At 64.4% G+C, this 15019-nt stretch carries 10 protein-coding genes; 4 read left to right on the forward strand and 6 right to left on the reverse strand.

Going from position 1 to position 15019, the window contains the following annotated elements:
* Positions 1-36 precede the first annotated feature (36 nt).
* The gene (locus DEH80_RS01975) at positions 37-786 is read left to right on the forward strand and encodes a class II aldolase/adducin family protein (protein WP_207774399.1); all 750 of its coding nucleotides are present in this window, start codon (positions 37-39) and stop codon (positions 784-786) included.
* Here DEH80_RS01975 and DEH80_RS01980 read toward each other — a convergent pair.
* Together DEH80_RS01980 and DEH80_RS01985 are read right to left on the reverse strand one after the other, a co-directional pair.
* Positions 783-1553, reverse strand: a complete 771-nt coding sequence (locus DEH80_RS01980) for an SDR family oxidoreductase (RefSeq protein ID WP_109718803.1) — start codon at positions 1551-1553, stop codon at positions 783-785. The two genes, DEH80_RS01975 and DEH80_RS01980, sit on opposite strands and share 4 nt — an antisense overlap.
* Positions 1554-1709: 156 nt before the next feature.
* Positions 1710-4757, reverse strand: coding sequence for a PKD domain-containing protein (locus DEH80_RS01985; protein WP_109718804.1), 3048 nt, complete (start codon positions 4755-4757; stop codon positions 1710-1712).
* A gap of 154 nt (positions 4758-4911) precedes the next feature.
* Between DEH80_RS01985 and DEH80_RS01990 the strand changes: the two genes are divergently transcribed.
* Positions 4912-5433 (forward strand): hypothetical protein, encoded by a 522-nt coding sequence (locus DEH80_RS01990; protein WP_109718805.1) that lies wholly within the window; start codon positions 4912-4914, stop codon positions 5431-5433.
* 70 nt (positions 5434-5503) lie between these two features.
* A complete protein-coding gene (locus DEH80_RS01995; RefSeq protein ID WP_109718806.1) occupies positions 5504-6334 on the forward strand; it encodes a D-hexose-6-phosphate mutarotase in 831 nt (276 codons plus the stop codon).
* Positions 6335-6344: 10 nt separating this feature from the next.
* Here DEH80_RS01995 and DEH80_RS02000 read toward each other — a convergent pair whose 3' ends face one another.
* The 3 genes from DEH80_RS02000 to DEH80_RS02010 all read right to left on the reverse strand — a co-directional run bounded on the left by DEH80_RS02000 (position 6345) and on the right by DEH80_RS02010 (position 8730).
* On the reverse strand, positions 6345-7220 hold the full coding sequence (locus DEH80_RS02000) for a M14 family zinc carboxypeptidase (protein WP_207774401.1): 876 nt from the start codon (positions 7218-7220) through the stop codon (positions 6345-6347).
* A 210-nt stretch (positions 7221-7430) separates the two neighbouring features.
* Entirely contained in the window at positions 7431-8216 is a 786-nt protein-coding gene (locus DEH80_RS02005; RefSeq protein WP_109718808.1) for an NYN domain-containing protein, read from the reverse strand.
* A gap of 58 nt (positions 8217-8274) precedes the next feature.
* Positions 8275-8730, reverse strand: a complete 456-nt coding sequence (locus DEH80_RS02010; protein ID WP_207774403.1) for a hypothetical protein — start codon at positions 8728-8730, stop codon at positions 8275-8277.
* 87 nt (positions 8731-8817) lie between these two features.
* Here DEH80_RS02010 and DEH80_RS02015 point away from each other — a divergent pair, with 87 nt between their 5' ends.
* Positions 8818-9924 carry a PQQ-dependent sugar dehydrogenase gene (locus DEH80_RS02015; RefSeq protein ID WP_207774405.1) on the forward strand — a complete coding sequence of 369 codons (1107 nt, stop codon included), beginning with the start codon at positions 8818-8820 and terminating at the stop codon, positions 9922-9924.
* Here DEH80_RS02015 and DEH80_RS02020 read toward each other — a convergent pair.
* Positions 9905-14959 (reverse strand): AAA family ATPase, encoded by a 5055-nt coding sequence (locus DEH80_RS02020; RefSeq protein ID WP_109718809.1) that lies wholly within the window; start codon positions 14957-14959, stop codon positions 9905-9907. The two genes, DEH80_RS02015 and DEH80_RS02020, sit on opposite strands and share 20 nt — an antisense overlap.
* Positions 14960-15019: the final 60 nt, after the last annotated feature.

A 15019-nucleotide genomic window follows, 5' to 3' on the forward strand; every position in this document is an offset into this window, starting at 1 on the left:
GCTGTAGCAGACGTAGTATCAACAAGGAGACATGAGATGGATGTAAAGAGCCAGGTCAGTGCCGAAGAGTGGGAAACGCGGGTCAATCTGGCCGCTGCCTACCGGCTGGTGGCCCAGTTCGGTTGGAGCGATCTGATCTTCACGCATATCTCTGCCCGGGTGCCGGGCGGCGACCACCATTTCCTGATCAATCCCTACGGATTGATGTTTGACGAGGTCACCGCCAGTTCGCTGGTCAAGATCGACCTGGAGGGGCGCAAGGTGATGGAGTCGCCCTATGACATTAATCCGGCCGGATTCACCATCCACAGTGCTATTCACGCCGCGCGCGAGGACGCCCAGTGCGTGCTCCATGTTCACAGTGTCAATGGCATCGCGGTCAGCGCACAGCGCGATGGGGTCTTGCCGCTGTCCCAGCAGAGCATTTTCGTGCTGTCCTCGCTGGGGTATCACGACTACGAGGGCGTGGCGCTGAACGAGGACGAAAAGCCCCGCCTGGTTGCCGACCTGGGCGACAAGAACTTTCTGATGTTGCGTAACCACGGCCTGCTCACCGTGGCCGAGACCATTCCCGATGCGTTTCTGTTCATGTACCTGTTCGAGACCACCTGCATGATCCAGGTGCGGGCGCAGGCGGGTGGCGGGGCGCTGACGCCGGTGCCACAAACCATTATCGACGGCGCACAGGCCCAGGCTGCTGCCGTGACCCGCGGCGCCGGTGGTCATCTGGCTTGGCCGGGATTGTTGCGTCGCCTGGATCGTAGCGACCCCTCATTCCGCGACTAGCTGTCGCGATTGCGCGGCGGCAATCCCACGCGGGCACGGCCCTCGTCGGTCTTGATTGAGAAGTCCGTGCCCGCGAATTCCCGGGCGGCGTCGGTGCAGAGATAGGCGATGGCGCGGGCCGCCCAGTCCGGCGGGATGTGCGCATCGGGGTCAAGCTGACTCACCGGATTGATGCCAGACTGACGGATGGCATGCTGCATATCGGTCGCCACGGTGCCCGGGCTCATGCCCACGACGGTGATGCCTCGATCGCCGTATTCGACATGGGCACAGCGGGTCAGCGACAGCACGGCTGCCTTGGTGGCGCAGTAATGGCTCCAGCCCTCCAGCGCCTTGGTTGCCGCGCCTGAACTGATGTTGATCACGGTGCCGCCGCCTTGTTCGAGCATGGGGGGAATGGCGTAGCGCAGACCGTAGAACACGCCTTTGGTGTTGACGTCGACCACCTGGCTCCAGGCAGCGGGGTCGATATCGGCAATGTGGGCGATGGGTTCGATCAGCCCCGCATTGTTCACAAGCACATCCAGGCGACCGTAGCGCTGCACCGTCTCGCTCACGGCCTGCGCGACATCCGCTGCATTGGACACGTCGCATTGCAGCGCAATCGCTTCGCCTGGGCCAGCGTTGATCTCCTCAGCCAACGCGGCGAGTGCATCCAGCGAACGGGCGGCGACCGCGAGCCGGTGGCCTTGCGAACCCAGCAGGCGAGCGGCGGCCGCGCCAATGCCTCGGCTGGCACCCGTGATCAGTATGGTTTTGGCAGTCATGCAGGCTCCAGTGACTCGGTGGAACGAGGCAGTGTCGATGTCTTGCCGCCGAAAGAAAACCGCCCGTTACGGCCAGCATTCAACAATGCCATTCGCAACGGGCGGCTATTCACTGCAGCGCGAGGGCCCGGTTGGCCGCCGCATGCAGCAGCCTGGTCAGCGGCGGCGAGGTCTGCGCACCATGAGCAAGGCCATGACCAGCGCCAGCAGACCCAGTCGACTCATCGACCCACCGGCGCCGACGCCGGTCGCGCCGCGGCCGGCCTGGCTGGCCTCACCCGACACGTCAATCTGCGCCTGCGCGATGTTGTCACTCTTGCGGCCACGCTCGTCGACGGTTTCCAGCTGGGCCCGATACAGACCCGCTTCGTTGTAGACGTGCTCGACGACGGGCTGATCTGTCTCCAGCTGTGTGCCGTCACCGAAATCGAACAGGTAGGAGACGATGGGCTCGCCGTCGTCATCCGTACTGCCCGAGGCATCAAACGTCACCGTTGAACCGACGCTGGGCGTTGTGTCCGAGACGCTGAGCAACGAGAACGGCGGGCGGTTCGGCAGGCAGAACGTGTCGCTGCGGAGCGTGTAGTTCTCCAGCCCCACACCGGCATCCTCGGTATTGGTGCTGCGAGACAGCTTCTCGGCGGCCGTCGCACCGGAGAACACGATGGCCGTCGGATTGACCAGCTGATCACCCGCCTGGAGACCGAAAACCTCGCGGGGCACGACCATGGCGATGGTGCCGTCGGCTGCGAAGGTGGATTCCGGCGCCAGCGTGCCTTCCTCGTTCCACAGCGTGTAGGACGCCAGGACCACGACCTCGCGGGTGGTCGAGCCGTAGATGAACCGGGGCGCACCCTCATCGGTCACCATGGCGACAAAGACGTTGTCCGGGTTCGACGCCGGGATGGACGGCGGATTAAAGCGCACGCCCCATAGCGTGTTCGCGGGAGGCGCGGACAGATCATCCACACGCAGGGTGACGAGCAGGTTGCCGTCGAGTTCCAGCGGCTCGGCGACGCTGACCGAGATCAGGTCAGTGCCGGGCAGGGCGCCGCCGTCGCCGGGGCCATCCGGGACAAAGGTCACGCCCGGGGCCACACAGAGGTCCTCCTCCACGGTGACTTGCTCGACAGGCAGGGTAATTACGTTGCTATCCAGTGATTCGCCCTGGCTGTTCACCGCGACGACGCTGTAGCTATACGTCTCGATGGCCGGGTCGGCGCTCAGATCGACAAAGCTGGGCTTGCCATTGGTCCGGCCAATCTGCGTGCGCTCGCCATCGCCGATGCCACGAAACACCTTGTATTCGCTGATGGCTTCGCCGCCGTTGTCGGGCTCGCGCCAGCTGAGGGTGCTGCGGTCGAAGGTCCGGCGTCCGTCGAGACAGGCACGGCGCGGTGCGGCGGGTTCCACGCGGTCGAACTCGGCGTAGAGACCGCGTCCACCGACCTGGCGCACCAGCTTGGGATAGGCCGCAAAGGTGTTGTTGATCGGATCGACGTCGCAGGAGCCGATGCAGCCATCGGCGTAGCCGTACAGCGGGAAGCCACGGTCATCGATGGTGATCTCGTTGAAGTCCAGCAGGTTGCGGTTGTAGTTGCCGCCACCGCTGTCCCAGATGCCGCCGTAGCCCTGCACCGGGTCGTTCGGTGTGGCATTGACGATGTCCCAGGTCTGGCCACGGTCGTAGGTCGTGGCGAAATACACATGCCAGACGCCTTCGAAGCCCAGGGTGTTGGGATTGCCGGGGGTGGTCGTGCCCAGGAACGCACAGGCGGCGCGGTCGCCATCGCCGGCCACGGCCTGTGGGAACGCGATGTGCTGGATACCCAGCTCCTGTGAGATGTTGACCGGATCGCTCCAGGTCTCGCCCTTGTCGGTGGTCACCGACACAAAGGCCTGGCCCAGGCCCTTGGCGAAGCACATGTAGCCCGTGCCATCGCTGGCCACGGCGAACTGGGGGTCAAAGCCACTGGACTCCGAGCCGGGCACGGTGCTGACACGCCAGGTCGTGCCGGCATCTTCAGAGATGGCCACGCCGGCTTCGCCATTGCAGTCCGGGGCGGGGACGTACACGGTGCCATCCGGCGCCACACGCGCATGCCCATGCAGGCCGGCGCAGGTGGTCAGGTCGTACATGATGGTCGTGGGGCCAAAGGTCAGGCCGCCGTCATCGGAGCGCGCACAGTTGGCGTAGGCCACGTCCTGGCCGCAGTAGTACAGCGCGTTCGGAAAGCTCGTCCGCGCCAGGAGCTCCATCCCTTCCGGGTAGGGGCCGGAGCCAATGGTCTGGTGGTCGAAGCCGTTGAGCACGATGCTGTTGCCCTCGCTGGGCGTCCAGGTCTCACCGTCGTCGTCGGTAAAGGCCATCAGATGCGATTTGGCCTGCAGCTGCCCAATCCAGGTACGGTTGGTTTCGGCGCCTCGGACCAGCGAGTCGGTAATGCCAATCGGGTCCAGGGTATTGACCGTGGTGGTCACAAAGCTGCGGTCTTCCCATTCGGCCTCGCAGGCCTCGGGTGCCGGCGGATCCTGTTCGGCTGGGAAGGTGGCCCAAAGCGTCTTGAAGCCGCTGAGCAGGAAGGCACGCTTGGTGTCGGTGTTGAACCCGATGGAGGGCTCACCGACGTTGCCGTTCAGGGCCGGCGGGGGCGTGTAGGTCAGGTAGCGGGGAATGCCCGGGCCGCTGGCACCCAGCGGCACGCTGCCAGGCTCGACCGGCCCGCCAGGGCCAGGCACCACGCCGGGTTCACCCGGCTCGAATGTGATGGTGGCGCTTACGGTGCCGCCGGTGACGGCGTAGGGTGAGATCTCGACCTGGTAGACCGTGTCCCCCTCCAGCGCTAAGAAGCTAGCGGATTCGCTAGCGGTCACGGCACTCCCTGAACTGGCAACCTCGCCCCCGGCCGCGTCGTAGACATAGAGGTCAAAGTCTTCGGTGGGGCTGCCCCATTCGATGACGATCCGGACGCTGGCCGAAGGAAATCCGGTCAGTGCGCCGGCCGGGATGCTCACGGTCAGGTCGTAGTAATCGCAGACCCCGATGGTGCATTCGCCCGATGGGTCCGAAACCAGGAATGGCCCCGATGTGTAGGTCAGCGGGCCGGAGTCGGGCGTGAGCGTGCCCGAAGCCGGATCGGCGGCAGACAGGGCAACAGGCAGTAGGCATAGCGCGGCGAGCAGCCCGCGTAGCGGTCGGTTCATTGGATTCCCCAGTTCGATATGGACGCCGACGATCGGCCAAGTCACGCCGGCGGGATAAAATTCCCCAGCAGCACGGTGACAGTGGCAGGGCAGGCTGTCAATGTGATGTGAAACAGCACGGGCGTGAATCACGCCGCATTAAAGGACAGGCGAGATGAAACCGATCATTTGGGTGGTGGCTGCAGCGCTGTCAGGGCCGATGACCGTCTCTGCACAAACCTCAGACGGGCAGACCTGGCTCAGCCTGGGCATGACGGGCGTCTACGGCCATGTCGACGTGCCCTGCGAGCCGGGCGGTCGCTCGGGCTGCAGCGAACAGGGTTATCTCGGGGGCTTCACCGGGCAATTCACCCAGGTCAGCGCCAGCGGTACCGCTTTGCGGCTGCGCTATGTGTACCTGCGCGAGACTACCGACGGTCGCCGGCCCAGCGAGTTCGCCGCCCTGGTGGGCACCCGGTTTGGCGAGTCACGCGTACACGGCCTGGTGGGGATTGGTCGGGTGTTCAATCCGGATGACGACCTCTCGGGCCACCGAACAGGACTGGCCTGGTCCATGGTGGTGGCCGGACGCGATGCGACCGACACCGGCTTTGAGTTCGCCTTGCACGGCAACTTTTCCAGCGATGTGGACTATGTCGGGACCAGCTTCGCGCTGCGGTTTGGCGACATGGATTAACAGGGCATCACCTCGACAGCGTGGTGGTCGCGAGGCAGTCTGACCCGCCGTTTCGAAGGCAGGACGCCACATGGATGAGTCGCTCAAGGCCCGCGTTGAAGATTGCATAGAGCTGGCAACACCCGAAGGCGCGCGAGTCTGGGCGACGGCTCAGGGCGCGCATGTGTTGGACTGGGTTCCGGCGGCTGGCATGCCGGGCCAGTTGTTTGTCAGCCAGGCCAGCGCCTTTGGTGCGGGCGCCTCGATCCGTGGTGGCGTGCCGGTGATTTTTCCCCAGTTCGGTCAGTTCGGTGAGCTCCCCAAGCATGGATTTGCCCGCCGCTCGCGCTGGCAGCTGGCCGACCGACAAGCCGATTCGCTGCGCTACGAACTGCGGGATAGCGAGGATAGCCGGGCGATCTGGCCGCATGCCTTCGTGGCGGGGCTCACCGTGCAGCTCCAGGCCCGCAGGCTGCAGGTGAGTCTGGACGTGACGAACACGGGGTCATCGGCGTGCCAGTTCACCGCCGGGTTACACAGCTATTTGCGGGTCGATGAGATCGCCGACGCCGCGCTCCAGGGTCTGGGCGGACGGGCCTATTGGGATGCGACAGCGGATCTTGCGCATCGCGAGCAACCCGCAGGCGACCTGCGCTTTGCCGGCGAGCTGGATCGCGTGTATCCGCAGGTCACCGGACCGCTGACGGTGACAGAGGGTGAGCGATCCATCGAGATCACTGCCCGCGGATTTGAGGATGTCGTGGTCTGGAACCCGGGGCCGATCAAGGCCGCCGACATGACCGACATGGAGCCCCATGGGCACCGGCGGATGCTATGCGTAGAGGCCGCCCAGATTGCTAAGCCGGTCAGCCTTGCTGCCGGCGAGAGCTGGCGCGGCAGCCAGACGCTGAAGGTCTGGTGATTCCCTGCGATCAGGTTGCTGCGGGTCGAAGTAGCAGCGCTTCCGGCGGCGCCAGCAGATCGCGCCAGTCCGGCAGGATGGGGCGTGGCGCCAGGGGCAGGGGCCGGTCGCCGATATGGGTGTCCAACCAGTCGATCAGGTCGACCCACATCCCACGGATTTCGTCCTGGGTGGGCATGATGCCGGCATAGTGCAGCTCCGGCGTCAGTACCGGAATGCCCAATGTGCGCCCGGCGTAGTTGCCCAGCGAGCCGGGATACGCGCCAAGCCGATCCAGTTGCAGGATGCCCAGCTGCGGTGGCGGTGGCGGCGGACCATCAAAATCCAGCACTCCCAGCGGAGCGTGGACGCTGACGATGACATCCGGCTGGAAGCGTTCGATTTCATCGATCAGCCATTGGGTCTCGGGCTCCGAGGCGGCTGATGGACCCGGGTAGCGCCGAGGGTCGCGACCGGTTTGCTCGGTCCAGTACGGCAGCGCGCGCTGGTCCCAGGCCAGCGTCGGGAAGTTGCGGTTGAGGTCCACACCATTGGCGTTGTAACGCGTGGCGGGACCGGCGAGCAGCCCATCCGGGTTCAGGCAGGGCAGCATGCGCCAGTGGTAGCGCCGGGTCGTGTCCTGATTCAGATACTCCGCCCACCGGAACTGGATGCTGACGGCAGAATACTCGTCGCCGTGGACACCGCCGATGAGCAGCACCCGGGCCGGGCGCTTTTCCACCGGCAAGGTTCGGCTGGGCGGAAAGTCTGCGGTCAGGATCGGACGTTGCTCGACCGTGCCGACCTCCGCCGCGGCGAACTCCACCAGCTTGCAGTCCTCGGTCGAGACGCTGCCCAGCAGACCCGCGATTTCGAGGCAACCCTGGGCCCCATTGGCCAGCGGCATGGGCAGCATCTGGCCAGCAGAGTGGACCGGCAGGGCGAGAAGTAAGCTGAGTGCGAGCCAGCCGGCTCGCGCGAGTTGGACTGTCACAGTGCGAGTGGCGCGCCGCGTTGTTGAAATGTGGGGAACGGCCGTTGGGGGAAACGGCCGCGCGGAAGAATACGCGAACCAGACCGCTGACGGCCAATGGTGTCAGGCGAAAGCCGGGCCGAACTACTCCGAGGGCCGGACCAGATAGCCGCCGGAGCGCTCGTCGCGGGTCAACTGCAGCAGCTTGGCCTGGCCCATGGCCTCCAGCAGCTTATTGAACGAATCGAACCCGTGGAACGACTCGGAGAACCCCGGCCGGCGTCGCTTAAGCGTCTGTTTGATCATGGAACCCCAGACCCGCTCGTCCTCGCCGCGTTCCTCAATGAGCGCTTCCAGCGTGCCCAGCACGTGGTCGAAGGCTTCCTGCTTCTTGTCATCCACCGACGGGGTGGCCGGCTTCTTGGCCTTGCGCTTGCGCTTGCTCTTGTCCGTGGAGCGAACCAAGTCATCGTAAAAGATGAAGTCGTCGCAGTTGGCGGTGAGCAGGTCAGAGGTTGAATTCTTCACCCCGACGCCGATGACGGTCTTGTTGTTCTCGCGCAGCTTGCTGACCAGCGGGGAGAAGTCTGAATCACCCGAGATGATCACGAACAAATCCAGGTGTTCTTTGGTGTAGCAGAGATCCAATGCATCGACGACCATGCGGATATCCGCGGAATTCTTGCCGGACTGGCGTACGTGCGGGATGTCGATCAGCTCGAATGCGGCCTCGTGCATGGGGCGCTTGAAGTCGGCATAGCGGCTCCAGTCGCAATAGGCCTTCTTGACCGTAATCGAGCCCTTGAGCAGCAGACGTTCGAGAACCTTCTGAATATCGAATGCGGCGTAGTTGGCATCGCGTACGCCGAGGGCAATGTTCTCGAAGTCGCAGAACAGGGCGAGGTTGGGTTGTTCGCTGGTTGGATTCATTCGAGCAGTATCGCAGACCGTGCCAGTGCAGTGCGATGGGCGGGGCAGGTGTCAGGCGTCAGGTTCCTTTGCGTGCGCCGCGTCTGCTGATGCGTGCGAACACCCAGCCGCCCACCGCGCCGCAGACGCCCAGGGCCAATAGGCCTGCCAGGCTGCGTGTGGCCGCTACGGCCGTAATTCCGAACAGCTGATTCATGATGACAAAGGCCGTGATCAGCGCGGTGGCGCCGGCCAGCACGTGCAACGGCAGTCGTAGATCACGAAGCCAGTGCGCCAGCAGGCCCGAGACGATGAATGCGACCATGAATCCGCCAGCTGTGATGCCGGCCAGGGACGGCGCGAAGCCGGCCAGGTCCTGCCAGGTGGTGGCCGCGCGGACGCCCAGCGGAATCGGCGTGCCCAGCGATTGCAGGGCCGCCAGGTTGAACTGGGTTTGGGTCACGCTGCCGAGCAGGGTGGTGGTCAGCACGGCGGCCAGCAGGGCGATGAATGTCCAGGCGATTCGCTGTCGCATCACGGTTCGTCTCGGTTGGTTGTACCGCTAGTGTGCACCAGCCTCGCCGCTGTTACCGTGGACCGTCCACCCGCGTCGTGCTGCACGATGATGAATCGAATACTTCGCTGTTTGGCCACCGGACTGCTGGCCACCATTCCGGCCAGCCTGCTCTTCGCCGCCCCACCCAAGGTCGAAACCCTCGCAACGGGGTTGAATCACCCGTGGTGTGTGGCGTTTTTGCCGGATGGGCGCTGGCTGATTACCGAGCGCGCCGGGCAGTTACGCATCCTGGATGAGGGCGGATTGCGTCCGGAACCGGTTGCGGGCGTGCCGGCCGTTTATGCAGCCAGCCAGGGCGGCTTGTTTGATGTGTTGCCGGCGCGTGATTTTGCGAACTCGGGTCATGTCTATCTGTCGTTTGCGCATGGCACCCCCGATGCCAACGCGACACGGGTGGTCCGCGCCAGGCTGGTCGATGATCGGCTGGAGGAGGTCACGCCCATCTTTACCGCCGCACCGAACAAGGACACGCCGGTCCACTATGGCGGACGCATGGCCTGGCTGCCGGATGGCACGTTGCTGCTCACCTTGGGCGATGGCTTCGACTATCGAGAGGCAGCGCAACGCCTGGATTCGCATCTTGGAACCATTGTGCGGGTCAACGCCGATGGCAGCATTCCGGATGACAATCCCTTTGTTGATCAGCCCGAGGCCCTGGATGCGATCTACACCTACGGCAATCGCAACGTCCAGGGACTGGTGGTGGACGAACAATCCGGTCGCGTCTACGCCCACGAGCATGGGCCGCGGGGTGGGGATGAGATCAATCGGCTGCAGCCGGGCGGGAACTACGGCTGGCCGGTTGCCACCCATGGCATCGACTATTCCGGGGCGGTGATTTCGCCGTATAAGCAGCGCCCTGGCATGATCGATCCGCTGGTGGTTTGGACGCCCTCAATCGCGCCCAGCGGCATGGCGCTATACCGCGGGGAACGGTTTGCCGACTGGCAGGGTAATTTGCTGGTCTCCACCCTGGCAGAACGCAGTTTGCGGCGGGTCGAGCTCGATGCGTCCGGCCGCGTCGTCGGCCAGCATGTGCTGATGCAAGACCGCGGCGTTCGGCTGCGTGACGTCAGGGTGGCCCCCGATGGTGCGGTGATCGTGTTGACCGATGCCCCCGATGGCCGGGTGCTCAGGTTGACGCCGGGTTAGCGACGTCTGGGGGCAGTGGGAGATCGAATACGAAGCTGGCGCCGGCGTATTCCTGCGGATCTTCAATACGAAGCTGACCGTCGTGGGCTTCGACCACGCGCGTGCAGATGGCCAGCCCCAGTCCCAGCGTGCCGCGCTTGGGGCCGTGCCCCTGTTGCTTGGGCTGTAGCAGACGCTCGCGGTCAGCAGCCGGAATGCCGTCGCCATCGTCTTCCACCCGGATGTGCAGCCGGTTCTGTTTGGCCTGGGCATCGATGAGCAGCCTGGCGGGGCGGTCGGCGGCGCGGTGGCGATAGGCATTGCTCATCAGATTCTGGAGCAGGCTGCGCAGATTCGCCGTATGACCAAATACAAGCAGTTCGCCGCCGCGCAGCGTGAGTTGCTCGGGGGCAAATCCATCCTCGCCGCAGGCCTGCAGCGCACCGGCGACGATTTGCTCCAGCGGTGCTGACTCCCGGTCTTGGTCAGACTGGGACGAGCGTGCCAGCTGCAGCAGGCCCTGCACCTGCTCCGATGCTTCCTGCGCGCTCTGGCCGATCATGCCGAACATCTTGCTCGTGCGTTCGTCCAGCTGGTCTTCCAGACGGGGCCCCAACAAGTCCACAACGCCGCTAATACGGCGCAGTGGGGCCTGCAGGTCGTGGGAGGCCGCCGACGCGAAGGTGTCCAGGTCGGCGCTTAATCGCGTCAGTTGTTGGCGCTCGGCTTCCAGCGCGCGGTTGGCTTCGGCCAGTTCATGCGTGCGGATTTCCACGCGTCGTTCCAGTTCCCGCTGCGTTTCGATGCCCCGCAATGCCGTGGCCGCCTGTGTGGCGAGTAGGGTGATGACGGCCACCTGTTCATCGGAGAACGCATAGGCGCTGCTGCGTTGCTCCATATAGGCGAATCCGGTGGTCTGGCCATACAGACGCAGCGGCAAACAAACCGCGGAGAGCACGCCGCGACGTTTGAGCACCGGGTCCTGGTCCGGCCACTCGGTGGCGGCCATGTCGTGGACAATCAGTGGTTTGGCACTGCGCAACATGGATTGGATCAGCATGTCCGGAATCGCCGGGTCACCCTGTTCTGCATCGGGCAGCTCGCCGGCCGCAGACAGGACATGCAGCCCGCCGGCATGGACCTCGCCCAGGCAGCCCCAGTGGGCACCGGCGTTTTCAACAAGCATCTGTGCGAGGCCACGTCGCATGGCTTCCGGCGTGGCCTGCTCGGTGATGGTCGAGGACGCCTTGAGCGCGGACAAGCCATCCAAGGCCGTGAGGCTGGTCTGTACCGGCGCGGTCGCGGCATGGCTCTCGCCTCCGCGACCGACTCGCTGGTCGCGCAACCTGCGGACCTTGGCCGTGGCACCCCATTGGTTGTAGTGCTCCACGGCCTGGGTCAGGTAGTGATCCGCGGTCAGCCAGGCTTGTTGTCGCTGCCAATGCTGGGCGAAAAACTCTTCTGCCAGTGCCTGAACGTTGGTGTACTCGTGTTGAGCGGCGCCGGTGATTGCTGATTCAAAGGCGACGATGGCCTCCTGATGACGCTGGCCATACGATCGGCAGACCGCTCGGACCAGGTCTGCCTTATGGGCAAAGTTGCCCGGTGCATAGCGTGCCCAGCGTCGGAGTCGGCGGTAGCACTGGACGATGCGTGCCCGATCGTCTGCCCCGGGCGCGCCTTGTGTCGCGGCGAACAGGATCAGGGGGTAGTAGAGGCTGAACTCGGCCAGCTCCGCCATCCCAGGTGCGCCGTAGGCGTAGGCTTCGGCCTTGCGCGCATAGGCCAGGGCCTGCTCGGGTTCATCCAGCAGGTGGCAGACGATCATCTGCGAGACCCGGATGTTGAACACCAGAAACGGGCTATTGCCCGATTCCAGCTCGGCGGCCAGTGCATTGGCATCGTAGTCGTCACCAACCAGCTCGATACCGACGCCGCCCTGATCCGACAGATTCATGGCCAGCTGTCGCCAGACCTGTGCGAAGCCCACGTGATAGGCCATATGCAGCTTGCGAATCAGTTCGATGCAGCGATTCTGCTGCCGCAGGGCTTCAGACAGCGGAATGCCGGTGAAAACGGCATGTTTGCCGAATTGAATGCCGTTGTAACAGCCGTACTCGAAATCGCCATGGTCGATCCCGGATTGAAAGCCGCGGGGCAGTTCTGTGAGCGATTCGCGCAGCGGTCGCGTCCAGTGCGCGACAAACACGTAGTAGAGGTTGAGAATCTTTGCTTCCAGCGGCCGGGCCTTGAAGCGTTGCAATAATTGCAGGGCTTGTCGGCCCATCCGTTCGCCGGCGGGAATGTCGCCGAACACGCCGCTCAGCAGCACGGCATAAAACCCGTAGGCAAACGACGACAGCGCGTTCACGCCCCGGTCCAGCGTCAGCTGCATCATGGATAAGGTCAGCGCCTGCCATAGCTGCGGACGCATGACGTAGGCGGCGCCGGCCGCGCCGGTCATGACCGACAGGGCGATGGCCGCCTTGGGGTCATCCAGCAACGGTGCGGCTTCAAGATCGGTGGCCATCGCCTGTTCAGCAATCCGCTGTCGTTGGCTGGCCACGCGTTGGACGAGTGCGTCATCGTCGCGGGGGATGGATACACCCAGGCGGTCGAGTGTCACCAGGGCGTAGTCCAGCGCACCGTGTTGATCGTCGTCTGCGATCAGACGCTCGATGAGCAGCTGATCCAGCATCGCGCGCTCCACAACATCCAGGTTGCGTTGCTCCAGTGCCCGAATCCGGTCGCGGGCGGCTTGTTCGCTGCCGCTGCGAAACTCGCAGCGAATCAATGCCAGTTCAAAGCTCAGTGCCTGCTCAGGGTCTTGCGCCCAGTGATCGCTCGGCCGCAGGACTTCCGCCGCCTGGTAGGTCTGCAGGGCCACGTCGTGTGCAAACTCGGCATTGGCTGCCTCCGCGGTTTGCAGGGCCAGATTGAAGACCGCGCTGCGTTCCGTTGCCGTCTCGATTCGGGCCAAGGCGCGAAGGTATTGCGCCATAACCCGATGATGCTCGGCATCCTGGCGGTGGAGAAACCGTGCCAGATGGTGGTGAAAGTCTGGGCGGTCCTGCTCCGGCGTGAGGGTGTATGCGGCTTCCTGGATTCGGTCATGCCAGAACCGGGGTTGCTCGTCGCTCCAGTGAATCAGCTGGTACCGATGGGCGATCTCGAGTTGGCGATGCAGCTCATCGGCTTCGATCCCGAGCAAGGCCGCCAGCTCATCGGTCGTGGCTGCGTTATCCAGTCCCGCCAGGTGGCGCAGGCTGTCCTGAACCGTTGCCGGCTGGCGGCGTAGCTGCTCCAGCACCAGATCGACCACATCATCGGGAAGCGGGAGTGCCTGCAACCCGGCAAGGTCTGGCTGCCAGCAGCGCGTCGCTGCATTCATATGCAGCAGTCCGTGGTCCCACCAGTCCATCAGCACGCGGCGAAGAAAGAAGGGATTGCCGCCGGTGATCTCTCCCAAATGCCGGACCATCGCGTCTCGGGCGTTGGCGGCCATGGGAAGCTCGGTGTCGATCAACCGCGTGATGGCGTCTTGATCCAGCGGTGCCAGCTGTATCCGGCTGACTCGCTCCGATTCTTCAGTCTGCGCCAGCCAGGTGGCGAGCTGCGGGTTCTGCGTGACCTCGTTGTCACGGTAGGCCCCCAGGATGAGCAGATGGCGTGTGATCTGCGACTTGACCAGATGAGCCAGCAAGTCGAGAGAGGCGGAATCTGCCCACTGCAAATCGTCGACAAACACCACCATCGGGCGCGCCAGGTCGGCCAGTTCGGCGATGAGGCATTCGGCGTCGTAGCGCATGCGCGCCTGGGCTTCAGGAGACAAATCCTGCGCCCGCTCACCCGTCTCATAGTCGCCCGGTCGCAGGACACTCAGGGCTTCTGCATGGCGTTTGAGTAAGGCATTCCGTTGTTCTTGGCCCATTCCGCGTGCCCGCAATTCGCTGAGCGACTGGCGGATGATGCTCTGCCATGCCGAGTAGGGACGGTTGCGCTGGGCCTGATCGAATTTGCCCTCGGCCCAGATGAGGTCTGGCTCGGATGCAAGGCAATGCCTGGCAAAAGCCGACTTGCCAATGCCTGAGGTTCCGGTGATGAGTTGGCAGTGCAGGCTGCCGTTTCGGACCTGTTGCAGGCGCGCATTGAGATCGCGGGCATTGGCCTCGCGGGCGAACAGGCGCCGACTGGGGGTATACGTAGTGACCGGGTCCTGATGTCCCAATCCATCGACCGGCATCGTGGTGTCGCCGGTCAGCCAACGCTCCAGGTCTGCGAGCAAACCGTATGCAGATTGATAGCGATCCGCCGGGTGCTTGCGCAGGAGCTTGTCGATGATCGCTGCCAGCAAGGCGTCGCAGTCCGGCGCCTTGGCGTCGGCCAGCGCTGGCGCCTGTGTCAGGTGGCGATGCAACAGGGCAAGAGGGTCGTCTTCGGCGGTCCCGAAGGGCGGAGCGCCGGTCAGCATGTGAAACAGCATGGCCCCGACGGCATAGAGGTCTGCGCGGCGATCGATCTGGGCGAATTGGCGGCCACTGCACTCCGGCGCCAGGTAGGCCAGATGGTCGAGATCCAGTACCTGGTCCGGGTCGGCCGTGTACGGAATACCCGCCGTCTGGTCCAGACCGAGCAGCTCCACGCCGGGCGCCTCTCCGATCAGCAGCATGCCTGGGTGGAGCGCCTTGAGTGCCCGGCCCGAGCTGTGCAGCGCATCGAGCTGCCGCAGCAGTGCACCGGTGATTTGCACGGCAGCCGTTGGATCCAGTGGTGCCTGCGCCAACAGGTACTGGTCACCCCGTTGTGCTGGCCATGCGGTCGGGTTCCAGACCAGGGCGGGCATCTTCCGGAATTCAACCAGCCGCGCATGCGCGTTGGGGGCGAGCATCAGGCGCAGCGCGCGTTCTTGCTCCAGCGTCTCCTGGGCGACATCGGCTGCGGTCCCCGCAGCCAGGAGTTTCAGAAGGTGGTCGTTGTTGGTGCCGTTCAGGCGCGCATTCAACAGGCGCCAGGCTGCGGTGTCCGCAATGGTGTCTCGCGTCTCTATCGCATCCATGGTGTGCCGCTCACCTCTTCAACCCGGGTGTTAAGAAAACGCTGATTGAGGTCCGCTCGC

Origin of the sequence: Abyssibacter profundi (assembly GCF_003151135.1) — a bacterium.
Classification (GTDB): Bacteria; Pseudomonadota; Gammaproteobacteria; order Nevskiales; family OUC007; genus Abyssibacter; species Abyssibacter profundi.

Bases quoted from the DNA above. Each gene is read 5' to 3' on its own strand.
- DEH80_RS01985 (WP_109718804.1), bottom strand. From the start codon at position 4,757: ATGAACCGACCGCTACGCGGGCTGCTCGCCGCGCTATGCCTACTGCCT.
- DEH80_RS01995 (WP_109718806.1), top strand. From the start codon at position 5,504: ATGGATGAGTCGCTCAAGGCCCGCGTTGAAGATTGCATAGAGCTGGCA.
- DEH80_RS02005 (WP_109718808.1), bottom strand. From the start codon at position 8,216: ATGAATCCAACCAGCGAACAACCCAACCTCGCCCTGTTCTGCGACTTC.
- DEH80_RS02000 (WP_207774401.1), bottom strand. From the start codon at position 7,220: ATGCCGCTGGCCAATGGGGCCCAGGGTTGCCTCGAAATCGCGGGTCTG.
- DEH80_RS01990 (WP_109718805.1), top strand. From the start codon at position 4,912: ATGAAACCGATCATTTGGGTGGTGGCTGCAGCGCTGTCAGGGCCGATG.
- DEH80_RS02020 (WP_109718809.1), bottom strand. From the start codon at position 14,959: ATGGATGCGATAGAGACGCGAGACACCATTGCGGACACCGCAGCCTGG.
- DEH80_RS02010 (WP_207774403.1), bottom strand. From the start codon at position 8,730: ATGCGACAGCGAATCGCCTGGACATTCATCGCCCTGCTGGCCGCCGTG.
- DEH80_RS01980 (WP_109718803.1), bottom strand. From the start codon at position 1,553: ATGACTGCCAAAACCATACTGATCACGGGTGCCAGCCGAGGCATTGGC.
- DEH80_RS02015 (WP_207774405.1), top strand. From the start codon at position 8,818: ATGATGAATCGAATACTTCGCTGTTTGGCCACCGGACTGCTGGCCACC.
- DEH80_RS01975 (WP_207774399.1), top strand. From the start codon at position 37: ATGGATGTAAAGAGCCAGGTCAGTGCCGAAGAGTGGGAAACGCGGGTC.